20 protein-coding genes are annotated in these 25336 nt (G+C 66.5%); 7 read left to right on the top strand and 13 right to left on the bottom strand.

The genetic code is table 11. From position 1 onward, the window contains the following. Window positions 1-3 precede the first annotated feature (3 nt). Window positions 4-690 (top strand): SDR family oxidoreductase, encoded by a 687-nt coding sequence (locus tag N825_RS19105; RefSeq protein WP_037455512.1) that lies wholly within the window; start codon window positions 4-6, stop codon window positions 688-690. On the opposite strand, the gene N825_RS19100 is transcribed toward N825_RS19105, so the two are convergent. The 4 genes from N825_RS19100 to N825_RS19085 all read right to left on the bottom strand — a co-directional run bounded on the left by N825_RS19100 (window position 677) and on the right by N825_RS19085 (window position 3684). Continuing rightward, window positions 677-2197, bottom strand: coding sequence for a xylulokinase (locus N825_RS19100; RefSeq protein ID WP_037455510.1), 1521 nt, complete (start codon window positions 2195-2197; stop codon window positions 677-679). The genes N825_RS19105 and N825_RS19100 overlap by 14 nt on opposite strands. Before the next feature lie 71 nt (window positions 2198-2268). Then, window positions 2269-2985: a GntR family transcriptional regulator gene (locus tag N825_RS19095; protein ID WP_037455507.1), complete on the bottom strand. Its 717-nt coding sequence runs from the start codon at window positions 2983-2985 to the stop codon at window positions 2269-2271. Between the two features lie 96 nt (window positions 2986-3081). Next, window positions 3082-3276 (bottom strand): hypothetical protein, encoded by a 195-nt coding sequence (locus tag N825_RS19090; RefSeq protein ID WP_037455504.1) that lies wholly within the window; start codon window positions 3274-3276, stop codon window positions 3082-3084. 27 nt (window positions 3277-3303) lie between these two features. After that, window positions 3304-3684 (bottom strand): hypothetical protein, encoded by a 381-nt coding sequence (locus tag N825_RS19085; RefSeq protein WP_037455503.1) that lies wholly within the window; start codon window positions 3682-3684, stop codon window positions 3304-3306. Window positions 3685-3770: 86 nt separating this feature from the next. Here N825_RS19085 and N825_RS19080 point away from each other — a divergent pair, with 86 nt between their 5' ends. After that, window positions 3771-4085 (top strand): DUF6166 domain-containing protein, encoded by a 315-nt coding sequence (locus N825_RS19080; RefSeq protein ID WP_037455501.1) that lies wholly within the window; start codon window positions 3771-3773, stop codon window positions 4083-4085. 92 nt (window positions 4086-4177) lie between these two features. Here the strand turns inward: N825_RS19080 and N825_RS19075 are convergent, their stop codons facing one another. The 3 genes from N825_RS19075 to N825_RS19065 form a co-directional block, all read right to left on the bottom strand. After that, a complete protein-coding gene (locus tag N825_RS19075) occupies window positions 4178-4966 on the bottom strand; it encodes a sterol desaturase family protein (RefSeq protein ID WP_037455500.1) in 789 nt (262 codons plus the stop codon). Between the two features lie 92 nt (window positions 4967-5058). Beyond that, window positions 5059-6168, bottom strand: a complete 1110-nt coding sequence (locus N825_RS19070) for a Zn-dependent alcohol dehydrogenase (RefSeq protein ID WP_037455497.1) — start codon at window positions 6166-6168, stop codon at window positions 5059-5061. Window positions 6169-6254: 86 nt separating this feature from the next. Then, a complete protein-coding gene (locus tag N825_RS19065; RefSeq protein WP_084164873.1) occupies window positions 6255-7676 on the bottom strand; it encodes an MFS transporter in 1422 nt (473 codons plus the stop codon). Between the two features lie 253 nt (window positions 7677-7929). Here N825_RS19065 and N825_RS19060 point away from each other — a divergent pair, with 253 nt between their 5' ends. Then, window positions 7930-8955, top strand: a complete 1026-nt coding sequence (locus N825_RS19060) for an SDR family oxidoreductase (protein ID WP_198038554.1) — start codon at window positions 7930-7932, stop codon at window positions 8953-8955. A gap of 35 nt (window positions 8956-8990) precedes the next feature. Here the strand turns inward: N825_RS19060 and N825_RS19055 are convergent, their stop codons facing one another. Beyond that, the gene (locus tag N825_RS19055) at window positions 8991-10784 is read right to left on the bottom strand and encodes a thiamine pyrophosphate-requiring protein (protein WP_037455494.1); all 1794 of its coding nucleotides are present in this window, start codon (window positions 10782-10784) and stop codon (window positions 8991-8993) included. Window positions 10785-11148: 364 nt separating this feature from the next. After that, window positions 11149-12105, bottom strand: coding sequence for an MYG1 family protein (locus N825_RS19050; RefSeq protein ID WP_037455491.1), 957 nt, complete (start codon window positions 12103-12105; stop codon window positions 11149-11151). Window positions 12106-12527: 422 nt separating this feature from the next. Here N825_RS19050 and N825_RS36660 point away from each other — a divergent pair, with 422 nt between their 5' ends. Then, window positions 12528-14861 (top strand): HWE histidine kinase domain-containing protein, encoded by a 2334-nt coding sequence (locus N825_RS36660; RefSeq protein WP_198038553.1) that lies wholly within the window; start codon window positions 12528-12530, stop codon window positions 14859-14861. 23 nt (window positions 14862-14884) lie between these two features. On the opposite strand, the gene N825_RS19035 is transcribed toward N825_RS36660, so the two are convergent. The 3 genes from N825_RS19035 to N825_RS19025 form a co-directional block, all read right to left on the bottom strand. After that, complete coding sequence (locus N825_RS19035) at window positions 14885-15706, bottom strand: universal stress protein (RefSeq protein ID WP_198038552.1); 822 nt, start codon at window positions 15704-15706, stop codon at window positions 14885-14887. 159 nt (window positions 15707-15865) lie between these two features. Continuing rightward, window positions 15866-17164: an ATP-binding protein gene (locus tag N825_RS19030; protein WP_037455488.1), complete on the bottom strand. Its 1299-nt coding sequence runs from the start codon at window positions 17162-17164 to the stop codon at window positions 15866-15868. A 5-nt stretch (window positions 17165-17169) separates the two neighbouring features. Further along, the gene (locus N825_RS19025) at window positions 17170-17883 is read right to left on the bottom strand and encodes a response regulator (RefSeq protein ID WP_037455485.1); all 714 of its coding nucleotides are present in this window, start codon (window positions 17881-17883) and stop codon (window positions 17170-17172) included. Window positions 17884-18255: 372 nt separating this feature from the next. Between N825_RS19025 and N825_RS19020 the strand changes: the two genes are divergently transcribed. The 3 genes from N825_RS19020 to N825_RS19010 are packed head-to-tail and all read left to right on the top strand — an operon-like array spanning window position 18256 to window position 24364. Continuing rightward, a complete protein-coding gene (locus tag N825_RS19020; protein ID WP_157619382.1) occupies window positions 18256-19368 on the top strand; it encodes an efflux RND transporter periplasmic adaptor subunit in 1113 nt (370 codons plus the stop codon). Beyond that, complete coding sequence (locus N825_RS19015) at window positions 19365-22505, top strand: efflux RND transporter permease subunit (protein WP_051512583.1); 3141 nt, start codon at window positions 19365-19367, stop codon at window positions 22503-22505. The genes N825_RS19020 and N825_RS19015 overlap by 4 nt, the downstream gene beginning before the upstream one ends. 14 nt (window positions 22506-22519) lie before the next feature. Further along, complete coding sequence (locus N825_RS19010; protein ID WP_037455482.1) at window positions 22520-24364, top strand: sensor histidine kinase; 1845 nt, start codon at window positions 22520-22522, stop codon at window positions 24362-24364. On the opposite strand, the gene N825_RS19005 is transcribed toward N825_RS19010, so the two are convergent. Then, window positions 24318-25214: a sulfotransferase gene (locus N825_RS19005; RefSeq protein WP_051512582.1), complete on the bottom strand. Its 897-nt coding sequence runs from the start codon at window positions 25212-25214 to the stop codon at window positions 24318-24320. The genes N825_RS19010 and N825_RS19005 overlap by 47 nt on opposite strands. Window positions 25215-25336 lie beyond the last annotated feature (122 nt).

Below are 25336 nucleotides of genomic sequence, written 5' to 3'. Positions count from 1 at the left end.
GGGATGGTGCGATACGACTTCGGCGGCAAGCGCGCTTTGGTGACAGGGGCGGCGAAGGGCATCGGCAAGGAGACCGCCAAGCTGCTGGCGGATTGCGGCGCCGAGGTGATCGCCTTCGACCGCGGGATGGCCGACCTGTCCGACGTCGAGGCGACCAAGTCAGCCGTCCGCTCGGTCCTGCCGATCGATCTGCTGGTCAACTGCGCCGGGATCGTCGAGCTGGAGAGCTTTCTCGACACCAACGCCGAGACCTTCGACCGCACCCTGGCGGTCAATGCCCGAGCACCCATGATCGTGGCCCAGGAGGTCGCCCGCGACCTGATCCGGCGCGGCGTGCCCGGCGCCATCGTCAACGTGTCCAGCTTGGCCGCCGATGTCGGGACGCGGGATCACACCGCCTATTGCGCATCCAAGGCGGCGCTCGACGCCATCACCCGCGTGATGGCGCTGGAACTGGGATCCCACGGCATCCGGGTCAACAGCCTGAACCCGATCGTGACGCTGACGCCCATGGCCGACAAGGCGTGGAGCGATCCGGCCAAGTCGGGGCCGATGCTCGCCCGCGTCCCGCTGGGCCGCTTCGCCCAGCCAGCCGAGGTGGCGGCGTCGATCGCCTTTCTGCTGAGCGACGCCGCCGCGATGATCCACGGCACGACCCTGACGGTCGACGGCGGCTTCAGCGCCGGTTGAGTCGCGCCAGACGGGGGAACAGGTCGCGGAGCCGCGGGTAGAGGTCGGCGTAGAGGCCGAGCAGCTCGGCGTGGAAATCGGCGTGGGCGGGATCCGGCTCGAACGCCACTCCGGTGTGCGTCATGGCGGTGGCCGCCGCCTCGAAGTCCGGGTACCAGCCGGCACCGACCGCCGCCGCGATGCCGGCGCCGAGGCTGGACGCCTCGGCCGTCTCGGCGCGGACCACGGGGCGGCGGGTGATGTCGGCCATGATCTGGCACCACGGATCGCTGGCCGAGCCGCCGCCGATCGCGACGAAGCTGTCGACCGGCTGGCCCGTGGCAGCCACCACCTTGTCGGTCGCGAAGGCCTGCTCCAACGCTATTCCCTCCAGCAGCGCGCGGTAGATCTCTCCTCGGCCATGGTCGGGTGACAGGCCGAGCAGGCAGCCCCGGGCATCCTGGTCCCAGTAGGGGTTCATCACGCCGTTCCAGTACGGCAGCAGCATCAACCCGGCGCTGCCGCGCGGCACGGCGGCGGCCTCGGCCTCCAGCCTGCGGAAGATGCCGGGATCGGCGTCTGGATCGAGGCCGAACATCTGCCGAATCATGGAGTTGACGAGCAAAGTTCCCGATCGAAGTGAGGTTTCGAGGATGTAGCCTCGCCGGTCGATCGCACACATGGTGCGGAACGCCGGGTCGATTTGGGGCGCCTGGTCGTAGACACCCGAGACGATCGCGGTGCCGAGATTGAGATAGGCGGTGCCGGATCTCGCGACACCCGTGCCGAGGCCGCCCGCTTGCCCATCGCCACCACCGGCCACCACAGGCGTCCCGGCGCGGAGGCCGGTCAACTCCGCCGCCTCCGCCGTCACCTGCCCGACGATGGTTCCCGGAGCGAAGGCGGATGGGAACCTGTCCGTCGGCAGCGGGCTCGGCAGGGCCTGGATCACGTCGTCGGACCAGCGGTGTTCGGCGATGTCGAATGCGCCCAGGGGATCAGCGCTGGCCCAGCTGGTGGCGAACTCACCGGTCAGGCGGCGGACGAGCCAAGCGTGCGGGTCGTAGACGTGGCGGATGTGGCCGAACAGCTCTGGCTCCGCCCGCGCCATCCAGGCGAGGCTATAGACGGCCGGCGCGAAGTCCAGCGGCTTGCCGGTCAGTCTGTGCATCCGCTCGACGCCGACGCGGGCCGACATGGCGTTGACCTCGGCCTTGCGCCGTTCGTCCAGCCACAGGATCGCGGGACGCAGCGGTACGTCGCTCTCGTCGGTGACCGCGACGGTTTCCCGCTGGTTGACCACGGCGACCGCAGCGACCGAGGCGGCGGAGATGGTCGCCAGCGCCTCCGATAGGGCCAACTGAGCGGCGCGCCACCAATCGGCGGGGTGCTGCTCGTAGGCGTTGGGCGCGGGGCGCTCCAGGCCGAGCGGGGCACGTCCCTGCGAGATCGCCCGGCCATCGCGGCTCCAGGCGATCGCCTTGCAGGTCGTGGTGCTGAGATCAATGCCAATAACGACGTCTTCCATGATGCGCGGAAATTAGCACACGATCGAAGTCTTTGGCAGGCAAACATAAACGCCGTGCGACCTGGACCGACTCAGGAGTCGATCGTCTTGCGCGTGAAGGTCTCGATGTAGTCCATCAGGCGGTCGGACGCCCCGGCCGCGGCCACGGGGTCGCGCTGGGTGATCGCCCTGGCGACGCCGGCGTGGAGCTTCGCCGATAGCGGCAGGTCCGCGACCTCCTTGTAGTGCTGGTACCAGAAACGGCGCGACAGGCCGTGCATCAGGCTCATCGAGCGGGCCGCGAACTCGTTCCGGGCCGCCTGGGCGATCAGCAGGTTGAGGCGCAGGTCGAGCCGCATGAAAGTGATGTCGTCGGAGTCGCGCGAGGCGTCCAGCATGCTGGTGGCGATCTGGTCGAACTCCGCCAGTTCGACGGCGTTGGCGCGCTCGGCCGCCCCCCGCGCCATCAGCCGCTCCAACTCCCGCCTGACTTCCAGCAGGCGTAGCTGGGTCCGCAGGTTAATCTCCGACACCAGGATGCCCCGGCGCGGCAGGATGGTGACCAAGCCGTCCAGGGCCAGACGCTGGAGGGCTTCCCGGATGGGGGTGCGGCCGATCTCCAGCCTCTGCGACAGCATCTGTTCCGACAAGATGGTGCCGGGTGGCAGTTGGAGAGTGACGATCAGTTCCTCAAGCTGGCGATAGGCCCGCTCGGTCATCGTGCTCTCGTCTGGAGCCGTGGCGGGAGCGGAAGCTGTCCCGCCGCCTTCGGCGGCATCGGCGGAACCACGGTTTTTCAAGGACTTCATGCTCACCACGGCCGCGTCACCCCGACTGTTCCGGCCCTACGGTTCCGGTAGGGCGTATATGTCATGGCGGACCGGTCGCTTTCAAGATAAGCCGGTTCAGCGCTGGCCGCGCCGGTCCGACCCTTTCCGCGTCACCTCGGGGAAAACCCACATGGCGACGGCCATGAAGACGCCCAGGAACAGGACCGCGTATTTCGGGCCGACCTGCCCGATCGAGTCCTGGAACAGATAGGCGCCGGCGGCGGCGAGGATGACGATCACGGTCAATGTCATCTTGATGGGAAATGGCATGAACGGCCTCCAAGCGTTTGTGATGGATCAGGAAATACTGGTTAGGGGGAGGGCGGCCAAGGTGATGGCTTGGACCATCGCCAGCAGCCCCAGGCCGGTGCGGTTGTCGCGCCAGGCGGCTGGCCAGATCTGGAAGAGCAGGGGCGAGAACAGCAAGATCACGCCACCGACGACGACGACCGTGGTCCAGCGCAATTCCGTCAGCGCGTGAAGCGCTGTCCCGGCCGCCAACGCGAGGAGGAGCGCCGAGTTCGACAGGATCAGGAGACCCGAGCCCCGGCCCCGCGCGGCGTCGGGGCGGGAAGACAGGGGCAGCATGCCGGCGAGTGTCAGGAAAGCCACGCAGCCGATCGCCAGCGGGACGCAGAACCAGGGAAGCGCCATCAAGTTCGGTTCGATGTTGGTCATCGCATCGTTTCCTCCCAACGTTTGGCTTCTTGTGATATGAATGATATATCACTACCATGCTAGATGCAAGCTCACGGGAGGAGACAATGAACAAGACGTATCGCGGTGATCGCACGATCGACGGCATCCTGGTGACGGTGGATGGCGAACCCCTGGCCGAGCGGACGGATCTGAAGCGATTGTCCGGGGAGGGTTTCGAGTGGAGCTACGAGGGCGACGCCCCGGCGCAGTTGGCTCTTGCGATCCTGGCCAATCACGCCGGCGATGAGACGGCGCTGGCCCGCTACAAGTCCTTCATGACGGCGGCGGTGGCGAATTTCGCCAACGAATGGGAAATGACATCGGCGGATATCGACGAGGTCCTGGGTGTGGCATCGCCCCGCTCGGAGCGCGCGAGCTGACGCGGCGGGTTTCAAGAATGGTAAAAACCCCGGCGGAAGCGTTCCGCCGGGGCTTTTTCATGATCAGGGTCGTTCTGGAAGTACCGTACCGCTCACTCGGCCGCGACGGTGTGGTTCGCCGCCGGCTTCGGGGTCCGCGAGGTCCTGCGCATGTCACGCCTGACGAAGCGGGTGTCGTAGCCGTTGAACAGGTGGCCGACCAATCCGCGGTTCAGGTCGGAGGTGCCGAATAGCCAATCCATCACCGGGAAGGTCAGGTTCATGTTGCGCTCCATCATGATCGACTGCTCGTGATGGGCGGTGTGGTGCCGCCGGATCGTGTTGACGAACGGCATGTTGCGGACGAACCAGTTGTCTTCGACATGGCAGCAGAAGTGCATGAACTCGTAAATCAGGTACATCGACGTCGTCGCCGTGATGAACAGCCACCCGACATTCGGCGAGATCAGCCAGCCCAGAGCGATGGCGCCGGGGATCGACATCAGAGTGAACGTGGCGAGCGCGTAGGGCGGGAAGAAGGTGACGCGCCAGTCGTGGTGATCGGCGAAGCGCATTTCCTTCTCGGTGAAGAACTGGTGATGCATCAGCGTGTGGCGGTTATAGATCGCCCGAAACGCCGAGATACTCGACGGGCGGTGCATCACGTAGCGGTGCAGCAGCCATTCGAAGTAGTTGGCGCCGACCAGCGTCACGGGCACGATCAGCCATTCCCACCATCGCACCTGATGGAGGTTGGCTCCGTAGATGTACAGCGCCGTGAAGCCGATCGTGTAGATGATGAAGACGTGCAGCCATCCATTGTACCAGCCGGCGACGCGTTCCCGGTAGGTCTCGCGGTATTTGCGCTGCCGATCGCTCATCGGAGTTGCCGAGAGTTCCATCGGGCGTTTCCTCCTAAGTCTTTGTCTATGACTGATATGTCAGTAGAGTATCAGATGGGGCTTCCTATGTCCACCCCCGATCCGGACGGCGCTCAAAACATGACGACGCTGCGGATCGCCTCGCCTTTCGCCAGGGCGTCGAAACCGGCGTTGATCTCGGACAACCCGATGCGGCGGGTGATCAATTCGTCCAACTTCAGCGTGCCGTCCAGATAGGCCTGGGCCAGCATCGGGAAGTCGCGGGCCGGGCGCGCCCCGCCATAGCTGGAGCGCCGGATGCGCTTCTCGCCCATCAGCGCCCCCCAGCGGAGCGCCACATCCTGGTCGACATCGACCTTGCCCAACCAGACGACTTGGCCGCCGGGCCGGACCGCCTCGACGGTGACGCGGAAGGCGGCCGGGCTGCCGGCCGATTCCAGCACGACATCGGCGCCACGGCCCTCGGTGGCGGCCTTGATCAGTGCCACGGCATCCTGCCGCCCAGCGTCGATCAGGTCGGTGGCCCCCATCGACAAGGCCAGATCGAGTTTTCCGGGGTCCAATTCGCAGGCGAAGATCCGCGCGGCGCCGGCCAAACGGGAACCCTGGACGGCGGCGAGGCCGACGGCGCCGCAGCCGATCACCAGCACGGTATCGCCGGCGCCGATCTCCGCGATGTTCAAGGCCGCCCCGGCGCCGGTCATCACGCCGCAGCCGATCAGACAGGCTGCGTCGAATGGCATGGCGTGGGGGATCGGAATGGCGGACTGGTCGGGCACGACGCAGTATTCGCCGAACGCTCCGAGGAACATCAGGTGGTGCAGGTCGCGCCCATCCTTCAGGCGGGCGGGGGACGCGCCGTCGAATCGCAGAGCCTTGGCGCCTTCGCGCTGATAGGTGTCGCAGAGGATTGGAAGGTCGCGGTCGCAATAGAAGCATTGGCCGCAGTGGGGATTCCACGACAGCACCACATGGTCGCCCGGCGTGACGCCGCGCGCCTCCGCTCCCACCGCCTCGACGACACCGGCGGCCTCGTGCCCCAGGACGATCGGCAGGGGATAGCGTAGTTGGCCACGCATCACTTCCAGATCGGTGTGGCACAGGCCGGCGGCCCGGATACGCACGAGCACGTCCGTCGGTGCCAGATCGGGCGCCACCACCGTCTCGATCGCGAGGGGAGATCCTACGGCGTGAAGCACGGCGGCTTGGTATTCGAACGGCATGGATGGTTCCCGGTTTTGGCGGAAAAGGCGCCGGACCAGCCGCGCCGGTGGAAGGCGGAGCGGCTGGTCCGGCGGGCTGGATCGGATCAGTGGGAGATGTCCTCGAGCATCTTGCCCTTGGTCTCCTCGCCCAGGACGATCACGACCAGGGCCGCGATGACGAAGGCGCCGGCGCCCAGGCTGAAGACGCCGATCTGCCCGGCGGTCGGCAGGATGACGCCGACGATGTAGGGACCGAGCAGCGAGCCCAGGCGGCCGATCGCCGAGGCGCAGCCGGCCCCCGTCGCGCGCGCCCTAGTCGGGTAGAGTTCCGGCGTGTAGGCGTAGAGGACCGACCACATGCCGAACAGGAAGAACTGCATCACCAAGCCGAACCCGATCAGCTGGTTGACGCTGGCGGCGGTGCCGTAGAAATACGAGGCGGCGGCGCTGCCCAGCAGCATCAGCACGCAAGTCGATTTCCTGCCCCACGCCTCCACCAGCCACGCGGCGGTGATGAAACCTGGAATGCCGGCCAGGGAGATCAGGATCGTGTAGAAGACCGATTTGGTGACCGCGAAGCCCGCCTGCTGGAGCAGCGCTCCCAACCATGTCGTGAGGCCGTAGTACCCCAGCAGCGCGAAGAACCAGAGCGACCAGATCATCACCGTCCGCTTGGCGTAGGGGCCTTTCCACAACTCCAGGAACGAGAAGCCGCTGGGGGTGGCTGCCTGACGCGACGGGATGATCACGGGATCCGGCAGATCCCGGTCGCCGGTGCGTTGACGCACCTTGTGCTCGATCTTGGTCAGGATGGCGTCCGCTTCCGCGACACGGCCGCGTGATGCCAGCCAGCGCGGCGATTCCGGCACCCAGAGCCGGATGAAGAGCAGGAAGATCGCTGGGACCGCCTCGATGTAGAAGACGGTGCGCCAATCGGCGAAGGACAGGACCCAGTAGGTCAGCAGACCGGCGGCGATGAACCCGATCGGCCAGAAACCCTCCAGCAGGGCCATGTACTTGCCGCGCTTCTTGGCTGGGATGATCTCGGACACGATCGACTGTGCCACCGGGAATTCCATGCCCATGCCGAAGCCCAGGATGACGCGGGCGACCGCCAGGAACACGACATCCGGCGCGTAGCCGCACAGGAAGCTTCCGACGCCCCAAAACACCATGCTGGTCTGGAACACGATCGTCCGGCCGAACCGGTCGGCGAGCATCCCGGCGATGCTGGCGCCCAGGAACATTCCAAGGAAACTCATGCTGGACAGGAGCCCGGTCTGGGCCGTCGTCAGGCCAAACTCGGTCCTGATCGATCCCAGCACGAAGGTGAGGGTGCCAAGATCCATGGAATCGAAGAACCAGGCGGTCGCGATGATCAGGAAGATCCCACGCTGATACGAGGTCATCGGCAGCCGTTCCAGCCGCGCCGCGACTCCCTCAGCCTGCGCGTACCGACTGTCCACCGCCCGCGCCCGGGCGCCGGGCACGATTCCGATGCCGTCCACTCCGGCTTGTACCGTCATTCCGTCTCCTCCCCTTCTGGTTCTTCGCGCGATCTCGGGCGCGCTTGGGATGTGCGTGACGCGACGCTCGAACACCAATGACATGGTGTTGAGTATGCGACTGACATATCACTAACATACGCAAAAAGGGCTGACAAGATGACCGGAGGCGTTCACCCGTTTCCGAACGAAGGGATGGAGAAACCATGGAACCACCGGCCCATCAGGGAGTTTGGCCGGGTACGTCCAACCATCGATCTAGCGAGGGCTCCAAGTGGGAAACCAGACAATTCCATCTCCACCCGTCGTCTGCGTCACCGGCGCTTCCGCCGGGATCGGCCGGGCCATCGCGTTGGCCTTCGCCGCCGAATGGGGAGCCGACATCGCCTTGATCGCCCGTTCGGAGGAGGCGCTGAACGTTGTCGCCCGCGAGGTCGAGCGGCTGGGGGGCGGGGCCCTCGTCCTGCCGCTGGACGTGGCCGACGAGGCCGCCGTGTCGGCGGCGGCGGACCGGATCGAGCGCGAATTGGGACCGATCGACGTCTGGGTCAACAACGCCATGGTCACCGTCTTCGGCCGGGTCGAGCACTTGGCGCCAGAGGAGTTGCGCCGGGTGACCGAGGTGACATATCTCGGCTCCGCCTTCGGCATCCAGGCGGCCTTGCGGCACATGATCCCGCGCGGCCAGGGTACGATCATCCAGATCGGTTCCGCCTTGGCCTATCGCTCCATTCCGCTCCAGGCGGCCTATTGCGGAGCCAAGGCGGCCATCCGGGGCTTCATCGACAGCCTGCGGTCGGAACTGCTCCATGACGGCCACGACGTGAAGCTGTCGATGGTCCAGCTACCCGCCGTCAACACGCCGCAGTTCGATTGGGCACGGAGCCACATGCCGCGCCGGGCGCGGCCGATGGGGAAGATCTTCCAGCCGGAGGACATCGGCCGCGCCATCGTGCGGGTGGCGGAGCGACCGAAGCGCGAATACTGGCTGGGAGCGAGCGCCATGGAGGCGATCCTGGGAAACTACGCCCTACCGGGTTTCGCCGACCATTACCTCGCGGAGAACGCGGTCGATGGGCAGTTGACGGAGCAGCCCGACACGCCGGGCCGGCCCGACAACCTGTTCGACACGGTTCCAGGCCAGCACAGGATGCGCGGCCGGTTTGGCCTGCCTCGGCATCATCTGATGCTGACATCGAGTGGAGGGACGGCGAGGGCGACAGCCTTCACGGCGGCCGTAGCCTTGGCTGGAGGACTGGGATACCTGGCCCACGCGGCGCTGACCCGCCAGCGACGCTGACGGGCCAACGGGGGCAGGCTGGCCTTGGCTGGAGTTCAGCGGGGTTTGTGGCCGGGCAGGATGCCGCTCAGGACCTGCTTGGCGGAGTTGATCAGGACGCTGCCCTGATCGGGATCGCCGGCGATCAGGAACGAGGTGAAGTTCTTCGCCTGGGTCAGGGTGATGTGCGGCGGCAGCGGCGGCACGTTGGGGTCGGTCTTGACCTCCAGCAGGACCGGCCGGTCGGCGGCGAAAGCCTCGTCCCAGCCCGCCGCGACCCGCTCGGGATCGTCGACATAGATGCCCTTCAGGCCGATCATCTCCGCGAAACGGTGATAGGGGACGTTCGGCAGCACCTGACTCGCCTCGAACTTGGGGTCGCCTTCCTGCACCCGCTGTTCCCAGGTCACCTGATTTAAGTCCTCGTTGTTGAAGACGCAGACCACCAGCTTGGGGCTCGACCATTGTTTCCAGTACTTGGCGATGGTGATCAGTTCCGCCATGTTGCTCATCTGCATGGCGCCGTCGCCGACCAATGCGATCACGGGGCGATCCGGATGGGCGAACTTGGCGGCGATGGCGTAGGGAACGGCGGCGCCCATCGAAGCCAACCCGCCCGACAGCGAGCACATCATGCCGCGCTGGATTTTGATGTCACGCGCGAACCAATTGGCGCAAGACCCTGAGTCACTGGTGATGATCGAGCGGGGCGGCAGGCGCGGCGACAGTTCCCAGGTGACGCGCTGGGGATTGACCGGCTCGGCGGGCTGCATGGCCCGATCCTCCAGGGTCTTCCACCAAGCGGTGACGTTCTCCTCGATGCCGGTACGCCAGGAACGGTCGGACTTCTCCACCAGCAGGGGCAGCAGGGCGCGGAGCGTCTCGGCGCTGTCGCCGACCAGATTGACCTCCATCGGATAGCGGATGCTCAGCATGTCCGGCTTGAGATCGATCTGGACACCCCGGGCGTCGCCTTCCTTCGGCAGGAACTCGGAATACGGGAAGCCAGACCCGATCATCAGGAGCGTGTCGCATTCCATCATCAGGTCATAGCTGGGCTTGGTTCCCAGCAGGCCGATCGAACCAGTCACCCAAGGCAGGTCGTCGGGCAGAGCCGCCTTGCCAAGCAGCGCCTTGGCGACACCGGCACCCAGCCTGTCGGCGACGGCGATCACCTCGTCGGTGGCGCCAAGGGCGCCGGCGCCGACAAGGATCGCGACGCGCCGGCCCTCGTTCAACACGTCCGCCGCGCGCCGCAGGTCGGATTCGTAGGGAACCACCTTGGGGGCGCTGAAGCCGACACCGGAGAAGACGGAGCCGTGCTTGCGCGGCGGTTCCTCGTACGCCGCCTCCTGCAGGTCGTTGGGAAGTATCAGGGCGGTCACCTTGCGCTCGCCCACGGCCGTCCGCACGGCGCGGTCGACCAGATGCCGTACCTGTCCAGGCACCATCGCCTGCTGCACGAAGGCGCCGGCGACATCCTTGAACATGCTGACGAGGTCGACCTCCTGCTGGTAGTGCGAGCCAACCGCCGTGCGGGCCTGCTGCCCGGCGATCGCCAGCACCGGCATGTGGTCGAGGCGGGCGTCGTACAATCCGGTGATCAGATGCGATGCCCCGGGACCGGAGGTGGCGAGGCAGACGCCGAGTTCCCCGGTGAACTTGGCGTGGGCGGAGGCCATGAACGCGGCCATCTCCTCGTGCCGGACTTGGACGAACTCGATCTCGCCATCGAACCGGTTCAAGGCTCCGAGAAGGCCGTTGATGCCGTCGCCAGGATATCCGAACACCCGCCGCACACCCCATTGATGCAAGCGTCGCCAGAAGAAATCGCCGACTGTCTGGGCCATGGTCGCAAACCTTTTCGCTGAGGATCCGTCCCGTACCCGACCGCGCGTCGGTTCTGGCACTGGTCGGGACATGCCGGGTCAACAGGGGGGAGCCGTTGGCGTTGCCCGTGACTTCGTTAAAACCCCTTCGTGATCGGCAAGAATACCCATCGTATAAATTATGTTTTACGATGGGTTGTAGTTTACTAATTCACCAAAAACACCGACAACTAAAATAGTGATATACAGACTCACAGCTCTCCAAAACAATAATTGTGAGGATTATGTACCTAGCGGATTGCACCATGGATCGGCCAAAGCGAAGCGGCAGCCGACAAGCAGGCGCGTTTGAGTGGGTGTCGGCTGCCGCTTCGCTTTAGCCGACCTACGATTGAACCATCGTTGGTGGCGGATGACCGGCCAGTTCCAAGGCCTTTCTAGCCATTTCGAGCGCGCCGGCCTTGCTCCCGGCGGCACCGCAGAAGCGGGCGGCGTGAGCGAACACCGCGTCCTCGACCCCGGAGGTCTTCTGGATGTCGGCATCCCGCAGTCCCGCCCACGCCCGGGGCAGGGGAACCCGTTGGTCATGTCCCCCCGCGCTGGTTGGCATGGCGGTGATCATCCAGTCGCCGTCCTTGTGGTAGATGGCGTAGACCACGGGCAGACCGTGATCCTGTACGACGCCTTGCCAGGGCAAGCTTCCGGGTAGCTCCAGCACACGGGGGTCGGCGCTCGACGCATGCGCCTCCAGGACGATATCGCGCGAGAGAATGTGGGCGAGTTCCCGCCTGACCAAGCGGCGCAAGGTGTCCGCCGCGAAACCGGCCGCTTCGAGGAATCTCCTGTCGGCGTCGATCTCCTCGGTCCAGTTCGGGTTGAAGGCGTCGATCTGGTCCGCGTAGGAGAGCGGTGGCGCCGGCTCCTCACCGGTGTCGACGCCGTCTATCCGGCGGATGAACACGTGGTCGATGCGTGCCCAAAGCTCATCCAAGTGGGTCGTGACGCCATCGGCCGGAATTCCCTTGTCATCGGGACCAGCCGCCATTCCTCGCAACGCGGCACGGCCGAAATCCCGCCATATCAGACCGGCGGAACTATAAAGACGCCCGTCATCGCGTTTCGGCGCCCGATCGACCGTCATGTGGTGATCGTATCGGCCCTGGCTTGGATCGTGGACGCCGCCGACATCGAAGACGATGGCCGCCTGGGAGATCAGGGTCGGATCACGGCTGCGCTTGAACGAGGCGGCGACATTCTCGTCCCCGAGCCGGAGGATCGCGTAGGCGGTGACCTCGTCGGCGTGGAAGTATCCCGAGTGGGTGAGAGCTAGGATGGTCGCCATGGATCGTGCCCGCTATCGTGCCGGTAACCGAACCGCGTCGCGGCGATTATCATCGAAATCCTCGGGTGGCGCGGGGCTGGAATCAAGCGCGAATCCCCAGCCGGACAAATCCCCGTCGCTTTGGACGGCGCTGGACCGAAACCCGAGGTGTGGTTAAAAATAAACTATGATTATCCTCTCTGAAATTGTTAAGGGATGGGTGTCATCACAGCGCCCTCACGACGCTCACTGTAGAAATTGTATGATAAGTCCAGGAAAACATGACTGTGGCTTCTGTCTCGCCGATTGAAGAACGGGCGACTTGGTTTCGGCGGTCCCTGCGGGTGCGGACTTGGCTTGTTCTACTGGTGACCGCTTGTACCATACCACTTCTGCTTTTCTCCGCGGCCCTTCTCCACCATGGTGCCAAAGTGGAGATGGCCGTGATCGAGGATCAGGTTCAAGACCGGGCCCGACTGCTGGCCGAGGACATAGACCGGGAGCTTGCCCGCATCTTGGCCGTCGGCGAGGTCCTGGCTCTGTCGGAAAGCCTGACGAGCGACGATCTCGCGTCGTTCCACGATTACGCCACGAAGGTGCGCGACCTACTTGGAACCAATGTGCTGCTCCGCGATCTCGCCAGCCAGCAACTGGTGAACACGCGGGTGCCGTGGGGAAATCCCCTGCCGCGCAACCCCATCTTCGACGCGGACCGCGCCGCCATCTCGACCCGCCTGCCGAAGTTCTCCAATCTCCTGACCGGAGCCGTGGCCAGGACACGGCTCTTGATCGTGGTCGTGCCCGTCATCAGGAACGACGAGGTCAAATATCTGCTGAGCCTGACGATATCGCTGGAGCGGCTTCAGTCGATCTTCACGCCCGATCGCCTTCCTCCCGGCTGGATCGCGGGTTTGATCGATCGGACAGGCACCATCATCGCCCGCTCGAAATCGGGGGATGAACTGGTCGGCACGAAGCTGCCCGACGAGGTTTGGACAAAGGTGAGGGATGTTCCCGAAGGCGTCCAACACATCGCCAACATCGACCGGTTCATGTCGCTTCAGTCCTACCAGCGCTCCGAATATTCGGGCTGGCTGGTCGGTGTCAGCGTTCCCGACGCCCTGGTGAACTCCGCGCCCCAAAGGACACTGACGCTGTTCGCAGCCGGCGGCCTGCTGCTTTTCCTATTGGGCTTGGCCGTCGCCTTGGCGCTGGCGCGCGGTTTGGCGATGCCGATCACGCAATTGGCCGCGGCGGCGCGGGCTCTGGGCCTCGGCAGACCCCTGTCGGCGGTTTATCCAGGCGTCGCCGAGATCAGGGCCGTGGACGAGGCGCTTCGGGATACCGCCGACTTGATCGGCAGGCGGACCGCCGACCTGCGGGACAGCGAGACCCGGTTGCGGCGCGTGGTCGAGGGAGCGCCTTTCCCGGCGATCGTGCATGCCGAGGATGGCGAGATCATCCATGTGAACCGCGCCTGGCTGGACGCCTCGGGATACTCGCGCGCCGAGATTCCGACGATGTCCGATTGGTCCAGCCGCGCCTTCCACGACAATGCCGGACCCTCATCCAACTTTGACAGGCTCCACGCGCTGGACCGGCCGCTCGAGGAGGGCGAACACGCCGTCGTCACATCGGAGGGGCTGGAGCGCGCCTGGGCTTTCCGATCCGCGCCGATCGGGCGCGACGGTGGCGGACGCCGACTGGTCGTCACGATGGCGGTCGACCTGACCGAGCGGAAGGACGCCGAAGCCCGTCTGCGCCTGCTCATGGGGGAAGTCGATCACAGGGCCAAGAACGCGCTCGCGGTGGTGCAATCCATCGTCATCCTGAGCCGGGCGGAAAGTCCCGCGGATTTCGCGGAGGTCGTCCAAGGGCGCGTCGCGGCCATCGCCCGGGCTCATACGCTGCTCGCGAACACGCGCTGGTCCGGGGCGGATCTGACCACGATGATCCGTCAGGAGTTGGAGGCCCACACCACGCCTGGACGCATGGACATTTCCGGAGTTCCGGTGACGATCGTGGCAACGTCCGCCCAGGCCATGTCGATCGTCCTGCACGAATTGACGATCAACGCGGCCAAACACGGCTCTCTCTCGAAGGCGACGGGAAGGGTCGCCGTCGCCTTCGAGGTCGACCAGCGGAACGGCACCCTGGTGCTGAACTGGGAAGAAAACGGTGGCCCCACCGTCAACACGCCGAAGCGGCGCGGGTTCGGCACGTTGATCATCGAACGGACCATCAGGAATCAGCTTGGCGGCGAGGAGGATCGCCAATGGGATCCGGCCGGCCTCCGATTCCGCATGGTATTGCCCGCGCATCATTTCATGACAAGCGGAATCGTTTCCGCAGCTCCCATGCCCCGCCCCGCGAACGATGAGCCGACACGGCCGTCGAGCGGCGTCCGGGTGCTGTTGGTGGAGGATGAGGCGCTCACCGCCCTGGCGATGGCCCACGCGGTGGAGGAGGCTGGCTACCAAGTGCTCGGACCCGTGGGACGGGCGCAGGACGCCATCGACATGGCCCAAACGACGAGGCCGGATGTCGCCGTGCTGGATTTCAATCTTCTCGGTCAGACCTCCTTGCCGATCGCCAGGGTGCTGGCTTCCATGGGCGTTCCTTTTCTTTTCTGTACCGGATACGATTCCCTGAATGGCGTCGATCCGGACCTACGGGACGTGACCGTGCTGACGAAGCCGGTCAGCCCCGCCGACCTGACAACCGCCATCTCGACTTTGCTCACGGTGGAGGCCGGCGGAGTGACATCATTACGATGACGCCGGACCGATGACGTCGAGGGTCAATGCGCCATCAGCACGGGAACATGCATGTGATCCAGCACGGCGCGCGTCGCCCCGCCGAGAATCCACTCCCGCAGACGGGACCGTCCGAAAGCCCCCATCACGATGAGATCGGCCCCGGCATCCCGCGCGGCATCGAGGATGGCCATGCCGACGGCGGTGCCTTTGGCGTCGGTTCGCGCCGTCTCAGCCTCTATGCCATGGCGCTTCAAATAGGCCACGACATCGAGCGGCCGGCTGGGAGTCGTGACGGGAAGCCGCTCGCGATCCTCGCTTCCCTCGAGCACGACCACACGTTTGGCGCCGGCTATGAACGGCATGCCCCGCATCACGGCATCCGCCGCCTGGGCGCTGCCGTTCCAGGCGATGAGAACGCATTGTCCGGTGTCCAGGAAGGGGCCTGTGGATGGAACCACCAGGGCGGGGCGACCGGTCGGCACGGTTACCATGCGCTCGATCACGCCGAAACTCTCGCCCGGCTCCGTCTTGCCGACGACGACGAGGTCCCGCAAGCGTCCAACGATGGCGATGAGATCGGCGGCGTCACCCTCGCAGGCCAGCCAGTCGAAATCAACGCCCTCGCGTTCCGCCAGGGCGCGGACACGCTGCTCGGCCTCGGCGGCGGACTCCCGGTCCCGCTCGATCAATTCCCGCAAGGGGTCCGAATTTTCCGCCAGGATCCGCCGGAAACGCGCGACGTCCTCCAAGGCGTAAAGGCCAGTGACGCGGGCGTCGAACCGCCCACCGAGCCGCAGGGCGACCTCGACCGGTTCGAGTGATCCGTAAGGCCGAACATGCGCCAGAATGTCCCGATAGGTCATCGTCGCCATCCTCCCCAACTGGTTCCTTCACGCGTCCCTTCGTGGGATCCGCCATTGGCCCGCGCCGCATTGGGTACCGGCTCCAACCCGGATTCGCCGACCAAAGAACATGATGAGCCTTCGTTCGCCGCTTTGGAAGCGCACTGACGTGGCGCCGGATCAGCCGAGGCGCCCGGCCACCGGAATTGTCACGGGCGCCAGCGTCACGGTTTGAGCCAAGCCGCCGCCGTCACGGTTGCGGATGGCGATGTCGCCACCGTTCCGCGTCACGATCTCGCGCGCGATGGCGAGACCCAAGCCGGCTCCGGGGATTTGCTGGCGACGGCCGGGATCGACCCGGAAGAACGGCTCGAACACCTGCCGAAGCAGATCCTCGGGAATTCCGGGACCGTTATCGGTCACGATCACGGTGGGTGAGCCATACCGTGCCGTCACCTCGACGGTGGCGCCGCCGCCGTGACTGGCGGCGTTGATGATCAGGTTGCGGAGCGCCCGCTTCAGGGCCAGGGGGCCGGCTTTGGTCCAGGCGGGTTCCATCGGTCCCAGCGTGACCTCAATCTCCAGCGCTTTCAGATCCTCGACCAGGGCCGCGACCAGTTGGTCGAGCCGCAGCGGCTCGACGGTGCCGGTCTCGGTCTCGATCTCCTCGCGGACGAGGCCGATCGCGCTGTCGGCGATGCGGTCCAGCTCCTCCAGGTCGGTGAGCCACTGGTCGCGGTCCTCGTCGGGCAGGAACTCGGCGCGCAGCCGCATGCGGGTCATTGGCGTGCGCAGGTCGTGGCCGGCGGCGGCGACCAGGCGCATGCGGCTCTCCATCGCGGATTTCAGGCGGGCGGACAGGCGGTTCAGGGCGCGCGCCGTGGCTTTGACCTCGTCCGGACCGGCCTCGGGGAGGATCGGCAGGTTGCCATCCGGCCCGATCGAGGTGATCGCCTGTTCCAGCATCCCGAGCGGCCGGGAAATCTTGGCGGCGGCGAACAGGGCCACCACCGTGGCGCCCAACGCGATCAACGCCATGTAGGACAGCAGCAGCGGCCAGGGTGGGCCGGAGCCCGGCAGTTCCTGCAAGGGCAGGGTCAGCCAGCCGCGGCCGGGAACGGGAAACGAGATCGTCATGCGGGTGTCGGGGCCGGGGGGCTCCGGCCGGATCACCACCACGGGCATGGGATGACCGATGCGGTCGAGCGCCGCGCGCAGGCTCTCGGTGAAATGGGCTGATCGGGGGCCGGTCGGCGGCGCCGGATCGAACCGCAGGTCCGCCGCGGCGGTGGGGCCATCCTCCCCCGTCAGAGTGGCGATCAGCTGGAGGTGACGGGCGATCGGCTCCATGATCTGCTGCGCGCCCGGCCCGCGGACCACGGCCATGGTCACGAAGGTCGCCAGTCCGACGACCGCGACGATCGCGACCACCAGGACCACGGCGAGCTTGGTCCGGACCGATGAGCGGGGCAGGTCCATGGCGCTCAGGTGGAGGTGTCGACGCGGGCGGCCAACTGGTAGCCACCGTTCCGCACCGTCTTGAAGATCTGGAAGGTGCCGCCGTCGCCCAGCTTGCGGCGCAGACGGCTGACCAGCACGTCGATCGAGCGGCCGAACGGGTCGCTGTCGCGGCCCTGCGTCAGGTCGAGCAGCTGATCACGCGACAGCACGCGGCCCGGGCGTTCCAGGAAGACGCGCAGGAGTTCGAACTCGCCGGCGGTCAACCCGACCTCCTCGCCCTGGCTGTCGGTCAGGCGGCGTGTGGCGGGGTCGGCGGTGAAGCCCGCGAAGCGGAATAGGGTGTCGGTCGCGGGTTCCGGCGCTTCCCAGCCCCGGCGCAGCACGGCGCGGATGCGGGCCACCAATTCACGCGGATTAAATGGCTTGGCGATGTAGTCGTCCGCTCCGATCTCCAGCCCGATGATGCGGTCGATCTCCTCCTTCAGCGCGGTCAGCAGGATGATCGGCACATATTGGCGCTGGCCGCGCAGATTGCGGCAGATCTCCAGCCCCGAGCCATCGGGCAGCATGACGTCGAGCACGACGAGGTCGATCTGGGCATTGCCGAAGGCCTTCTCGAACTCGCGCCGGTCGGCCGCCAAGGTCACGCGGAAACCCTGCGTGTCCAGGTAACGGCCCAGCAGCCGCCTGATCTCCTGATCGTCGTCCACGACGAGTATGTGCGGCGATGTCTGCATCTGGCCCTAGGAGTTGCGGTCGGGTCCGCCTGTTCGTCTTTTATACGACGAGCGTCCGATGGATCGCGATCGGATTTTTGCAACGGCGCGTGTAGAACGAGGCCGCGGCAACACTCGGCAACAAATCCCCCCATGGCTGTCACGCTTCGTAATGAACCGAAGAATTGTGGCAACGACCGTCCCCTATGGTGCCGTCATCGCCAGCCGGTCTGGCGCATCGCTGAAGGGAAATGCGGTCGATGGAGAGCAAGGGTGCGCATGTCAGGGAATGGTCCATCGTGGCCGCCGCCGTCCTGGCGATGGTTGGGCTGCTGATCATGATGCTGGCGACGGCATTGACCGTTGTCACCGGGGCGTGAGGGAATCTTGGACGTGGGATTCTTGAATAGGTTGGCCGCCGCCGGATTGGCCTTGGCGCTGGCCGCTTGCGGTCCATCGGACGCGCGGGACCGGTCGGGAGAGACGGCGACCGCACCCGTCACGGGGTTGGGTGTGACGGTCGAGCCAGCCGAGCGTCAGGCCATGACCTCGACGGTGACGGCGACCGGCACCGTGGTGGCGTGGCAGGAATTGACGCTGGGGTCGGAGACCAGCGGCCTCGCCTTGGTCGAGGTCCTGGTCGGCGAGGGCGAGCGGGTCACGGCCGGACAGTTGCTGGCGCGGCTGGACGACCGCGAATTGACGGCCCAAATCGCCCAGCAGCGTGCCGCGATCGAGGAGGCCGACGCCAATCTGGCGTCGGCCCTGCTGGCGGAGGAGCGCGGGCGGAAGCTGCTGGCGACCAACGCCGTCAGCCGCGAGGTCGCCGACGAACGCGCCACCGCCACCCGCACCGCCCGCGCCAAGCTGGCGCAAGCCAAGGCCGCTCTCGACCTGCTCAACGTCAGGCTGGCCCAGACCCGCGTGGTGGCTCCCGTCGCGGGCGTCATCGTCGCGAAACCGGCCGTGGTCGGCGCCGTGGCGCAGACCGGGACGGAGCTGTTCACCATCCTCCGCAACGGCAGGCTGGAGGTCGCGGCCTTGGTGCCGGAGCGGGATATCCCGGCGATCAGGACGGGGCAGGTGGCGACCGTGACCGACGCCGCAGGAGGCGCGATCCGTGCGGAGGTCAGGGCCATGGCGGGCAAGGTCGATCCGGTGACGCGCCTGGGCACCGCCTATCTGAGCCTGCCCGATGGCGCTGGGCTGCTTCAGGGCATGTTCGTCCGCGTCTCGATCGAGGCGGAGGAGCGGCTGGTGCTGACCGTCGCCGAGCCGGCCGTCGTCTGGCGCGGTGGGCAACCAGCCGTCTTCACCGTCACGGGTGACGGCACCGCCGAGCTTCGGCGGGTCGAAACCGGCGCCCGCGCGGGTGGCCGGGTCGCGATCGAAGGTGGCTTGGAGGAAGGCGAGAGCGTGGTCGTCGCGGGCGCCGGATTCCTGGACGACGGCAATCAGGTGCGCGTCGTGACGCAACAGGCGGACGCGGGGAGTGGCACGCCATGAACGGGATATCCTCCTGGTCGATCCGGCATCCGGTTCCGACGATCGTGCTGTTCCTGTTCCTGACGGGAGCCGGGGTGCTGGGCTTCCTGGGTCTCCGAACCAACAACATGCCGGACATCGACCAGCCGACAGTGACGGTGACCGTCTCGCAATCCGGCGCCGCTCCCAGCGAGTTGGAGACGCAGGTCACCCAGGTCATCGAGAACGCGGTCGCCGGGATCGGCAATGTCGATGACATCTCCTCGTCCCTGACGGAGGGAAGCTCGATCACGACCATCAAGTTCCTGCTCGCCACCGATGTCGATCGGGCGACCAACGACGTTCGAAACGCCGTCTCCAGCGTGGAGGGCAACCTTCCGGCCGGCGCCGATAGTCCGATCATCGCGCGGGTCGACGATACCGGACAGTCGATCCTGACCTTCGTTGTCGACGCGCCAGCCATGGCCCCGGACACCCTGAGCTGGTTCGTCGACAACGATGTCGCCAAGGCGCTGCTGGGTATCGACGGCGTCGCCAAGGTCGAGCGGTCCGGCGGCGTCGACCGGGTGGTGCGGGTCGAACTGGACCCGGATCGGCTGGCGGCGCTGGGCGTCGGAGCCGACGAGATCAGCCGGACGCTGGCTTCGGTCAACGTCAACCAGCCCGGCGGCAGGACCCGGATCGGCGGACGGGAACAATCGGTCCGGACGGTGGGAAGCGCCACCTCCGTCGCGGCCCTGGCCGAGACGCGGATCAAGCTGGCGGCGGGTGGCGCCGTGCGGCTGTCCGATCTCGGCACGGTGAGGGATGGTTGGGAGGATCCGCGCCAGCTCGCCCGGCTGGATGGCAAGGAGGTCGTGGCCTTCAGCGTCTTCCGCGCGGTCGGGTCGAGCGAGATCGACGTGACCAAGGCGGTGCGGGCGGCCGTTTCCCAGTTGGACGCCTCCTGGTCAGGTGCTGGGCGGGCGGACGTCTCGTTCCGTGAGGTCACGTCGTCGTCGGATTTCGTGGAGGAGAGCTATGAGGCCGCGATCGAGGCGCTGTGGCTGGGAGCGCTGCTGGCGGTCGGGGTCGTCTGGCTGTTCCTGCGCGACATCCGGGCGACGCTGATCTCGTCGGTGGCGTTGCCGCTGTCGCTGATCCCGACCTTCGCGGTGATGCGGCTGCTCGACCTGTCGCTCAACAACATCACGCTGCTGGCGCTGTCGCTGGTGGTCGGTATCCTGGTGGACGACGCGATCGTCGAGGTCGAGAACATCGTCCGCCACATGCGCCAAAGCGGCAAGCGCGCCTGGCAGGCGGCGATCGAGGCGGCCGACGAGATCGGGCTGGCGGTGGTCGCGACCACGGCGACCATCATCGCGGTGTTCCTGCCGGTCGCCTTCATGCCCGGCATCCCGGGGCAGCTGTTCAAGAGCTTCGCCATCGCGACCTGCGTGTCGGTGGCGTTCTCGCTGGTCGTCGCGCGCATGCTGACGCCGCTGATGGGCGCCTTCCTGATCCGCTCGGAAGGTCATCGGGAGGACACGCCGACCTGGGTTCCCGCATATCTGTGGCTGCTGCGGAAGGCGCTGCGCTGGCGCTGGATCACGCTGACGCTGGGCGTCGCGTTCTTCGTCGGCTCTATCGGGCTGGCGCGGATGCTGCCGACGGATTTCATGACTGCGTCGGATCGTGGACGCTCGCTGATCTCGGTGGAACTGCCGCCGGGCTCGACCCTGGCCGACACCGACGCGGTGACGTTGCGCATCACCGAAAAGCTGAGGGGCGAACCGGAGGTCGCCGGGATTTTCGCATCGATCGGGACGCCGTTGTCGGCCGGCATGGGACCGAAGGCGACCTCGGCCGGCGAGGTGCGCTCGGCCACGGTCACGGTCAATCTCGTGCCGCGTGGCGAACGGTCGGCTTCGCAGCAGGCGTTTGAGAAACGGGTGTCGCCACTGCTGGCCGATGTTCCGGGTGCCCGAATCCAGTTCGGCGCCGACGGTCAGTCTGGAGCCAAGGTCTCGGTCACGCTGACCGGCGACGATGACGCCATGCTGGCCGCGACCAGCGCCAAGCTGCTGGTGGAGATGCGGTCGGTGCCGGGCTTCCTCAATCCGACGTCCACGGCGGCGACATCCCGGCCGGAGTTGATCATCACGCCCGACGACGCCCGCGGGGCCGAGCTCGGGGTGACGCCTTCCGCGATAGCGCAGGCGATCCAGGTCGCGACGCTGGGCGACACCGACCGCAATCTCGCCAAGTTCAACCTGGGCGACCGTCAGGTGTCGATCGTCGTGTCCCTGCCCACGGACATGCTGGGCGATCCGGGCCGGTTGGCGATGCTGCCGGTCTCGGGAACGCGGGCGACCGTGCCGCTGGGGTCCGTCGCGACCATCGGCTTCGGGGCGGGTCCGACCAGCATCCAGCGGGTCGATCGGCGGTCGAGCGCCACGGTGGAGGCCAACCTGTCCGGGCTGACCCTGGGCGAGGCGGCGGATCGGGTGGCGGCCTTGCCCGTCATGCGGAACCTGCCGGCGGGTGTCACGGAGTTGAAGCGCGGCGACGCCGAGCGGATGCGGGAACTGTTCACCGGCTTCGCCATGGCGATCACGGCGGGTGTCTTCCTGATGTACGCGACGCTGGTCCTGCTGTTCCGCAGCTTCATCCAGCCGATCACCATCATGATCGCCCTGCCGCTGTCGATCGGCGGCGCGCTGGGCATGCTGCTGCTGTCGGGTCATTCGCTGGCCTTGTCGGCGCTGATCGGCTTGCTGCTGCTGATGGGCATCGCCGCCAAGAATTCGATCCTGCTGGTGGACTATGTGCTGATCGCCCGCGCCGGGGATGTGAAGGTGCCCGGCATGGAGCGGACGGCGGCGCTGCTCGACGCCGCCGCCAAGCGGGCGCGGCCGATCGTCATGACCTCGCTGGCGATGGGGGCGGGAATGCTGCCGCTGGCGCTGGGCCTGGGAGCGGACGCCGAGACCAGGGCGCCGATGGCCATCGCGGTGATCGGCGGCCTGATCTCCTCCACCGTGCTCAGCCTGGTCTACGTGCCGGTCTTCTACACCGCGATGGACGATCTGGAACGCCGGCTGGGGCGTCTGCTCAAGCCGCTGGTGACCGGAGACGAGACGCCCGCCACCCCCGCCGTCACCGCCACGACGGCTTGAGGAGGACCACGGACATGGACACCGCCTCTCCTCTCCGCCGCAAGATCATCCTGGCTCTCGGCCTGGTGATCCTGCTGACCTTCGTGGCCTTCGCGTGGCTGACCCACTTCGTCGTTACGCCCCGTATTCGCGAGCAGGTGGGGGCGTCGCTCAGCGCGATGGCGACGCAGGCGCGGGCCAGCCTGACCGAGCGGTTGCGGGAGCGCTCCTGGGAGTTGCGCAACTCGGCCCTGCGCGCCGCCTTGTCCGATGCCGTGCTGAGCGACGCCGCGTTGACGGAGGCGGCGAAGCCGCGGCAGCGCCTGCGTCAGGTCACCTCGAACCTGAAGGCGACGGGGGAGACCTTCGGCTGGATCGGCTTCGCCGACGCGACGGGCAGGGTGGTCGCCAGCAGCGATCCCATAATGGAGGGGATGGATGTATCCAACGCGGACTGGTTCGTATCCGGACGGTTGGCGCCCCATCTGGCGGAGATCGCCGGCAGCGCGCGCCACGACGTGATGATCGCGGCGCCGATCACGGCGGCGGATGGCAAGGCGCTCGGTGTCATCGCCGCGCGGCTCAATCCGTCCTGGCTCATGGCGGCCGAGCGCGCGACGCTGGGCGACCACCACCCGCTGCGTGACGGAACGGAGCTTTTGCTGCTGGACCGGCATGGTGTCGTGATCGACGGGCCAGCGGCGCTGATGGACGCCGCGGTGCCGTTCGGGGGAACCGATCCGGATGACAGGTTCTTCCAGGTCACCCGTCTTGGCGGCGAGGACTACGACGTCGGACGCCCAGTCGGCACCCGCGCTCCGGAACTGGACAGGCTGGGATGGTCGGTCGTGGCGGTCCAGCCGCTCAGCATGGCGGCGCGGCCCCTGACATGGCTTTCGGTGGACACCGCCGCCATCGCCACCGCCGCCGGGCTGGTGCTGCTGGCTTGCGGTTGGATCATCGTGTCGGGCGCCTGCCAACCCCTGACCGCGCTCGGCAAGACCGCCAGTCGGATGGCGGCGGGCGACGCGGTGCCTCCGATCCCGACCCTGGGCGACTACGCGGAGGTTCAGTCGCTCAGCCACTCGCTTCAGGCGTTGGATGACAGGATGCGCGAGGGAGAGCGGCGTTCATCGATGATCGGCCGGTCGCTGAAGGACCGGGACATGCTGCTGCGCACGATGGCGCACGACCTGCGCTCGCCGCTGACGGCGGCCCTGTCGCTGGCGGAGACGCTGGCGAATCCCGCCAGCCGCCTAGGCGCCGAACGCCGTGTCGTGGTGGCGGCCGGGTGCTTCCAGGCTATCCGCAACATGCAGGACATGCTGGACAATCTGCTGCGCTGGACTTTCCTGACGATGGAGGTGGCGCCGGCCAGCGCGGCGGTGGATATCCGCCAACTGGTCCATGACTCGCTCGCCATGAGCTTCGCCACCGCCGAGATGAAGGCGGTGGACCTGATCGTCGAGGTGCCGCCGCTGACGGTCGAGGCGGATCCCGAAACGATTGGAACCATCGTCCGCAATCTGGTGAACAACGCCGTGAAGTTCACCCGCGAGGGAGGCGTTGTCCGGGTGACGGCGGGCATGGTGGAAGCCGGGATGATCCTGACGGTGAGCGACACCGGTGTCGGCATGGGCGCCCGGACCATCGCGGCGTTGTTCACGGAGAGACCCAGCCAGGTCGTCCTTCCGACGACACCGGGCACCGACGGTGAACCCGGCACCGGCCTGGGCCTGATGCTGTGCCGCGATCTGGTCGAACGGTGCGGCGGAAGGATCGCGGTGGAGACCGTCGAAGGCTCCGGCACCGCGTTCCAGGTCTTCCTGCCGGTCAGACCGGCTTCGAGTGGGTCGGAACGGCGATATCCAACGGCTTGATCGCCGGTCCCTTGGTGCGCTCCCAAATGCGGGCCATCGCGACCGCCGGCAGGGTCAGGGCCGATACCGCGATCTTCTGGCCAACGGTCAGCCGCTCGCGCCATTTCTCGTCCGACTTGATCTCGTTCGAGGTCGACCGGCGCATCACGTTGCCGTCGATGTTGTGCGAGATCTGGTCGGTCCAGGCGAGTTGCGCCGGCTCATAGGCGAGGCCGGACCATTCCATGATGCGCCGAAGCTCGCCAGCCGGATCGAGGGCCAGGTTCTCGTATTGGACCGACAGATGGGGCTTGCCGCGCAGGAACAGCACGGTGGTCGCCGTCTCGCGGCAATAGCGCAGCGCTGGGCGCAGGACCGGACGCTTGGCGCGGTGGATCACCGAGCAGACCTGCCCGCGTGGATCGCGCATCAGGTGGAGCGGCAGCATCGGCGCGAAGCCGGCGGCGACCAATCTCTCGAGTCGGCCCTGGAGCTTGCTCGAGTCGATGATGACCCTGGCACCGCTGACCTCGGCCACTGCGTCGAACACGAGCTTGTTGTGCAGCCGGAATGTCTCGGGATCGTCGCTGTTCAGATCGAGGTCGCGGAGGCTCAGGCCGGACGCCTTCTTGACGATCCCGTCGATCCGCGGCCAGAAGGAGCAGTGCCAGATCGTCTCCGCGCCGCAGGTACACTCGTTGCCGAGCAGCGTTTTGTTGTCCTTCTTGTACCGCGTGTTCGCGAGGTTGGCGAGTTGCCAAACCTCCCCGACGCTGACCGCCAGGGAATTCTTGCTGATCAGCAGATCCAGCAGTGTCGATCCACTGTGCGTCATGCCGACAATGTACAGGATCTTATAGTTCGGACTCATGTTTGCCCCACACCAGCTTGAGGAGAACAGCGGTGACGCCAACGTCGAAAGTCATATGTCTTTCGGCGGTTCCGACCGGATTTATCAGCGCCTTCGATTTCCCGTCCGATTATTGTCGCGCC

Source organism: Skermanella stibiiresistens SB22, assembly GCF_000576635.1.
Classification (GTDB): Bacteria; Pseudomonadota; Alphaproteobacteria; order Azospirillales; family Azospirillaceae; genus Skermanella; species Skermanella stibiiresistens.
Note: the sequence above shows the minus strand (reverse complement) of the source record. Positions and strands in the feature narration are given on the sequence as shown.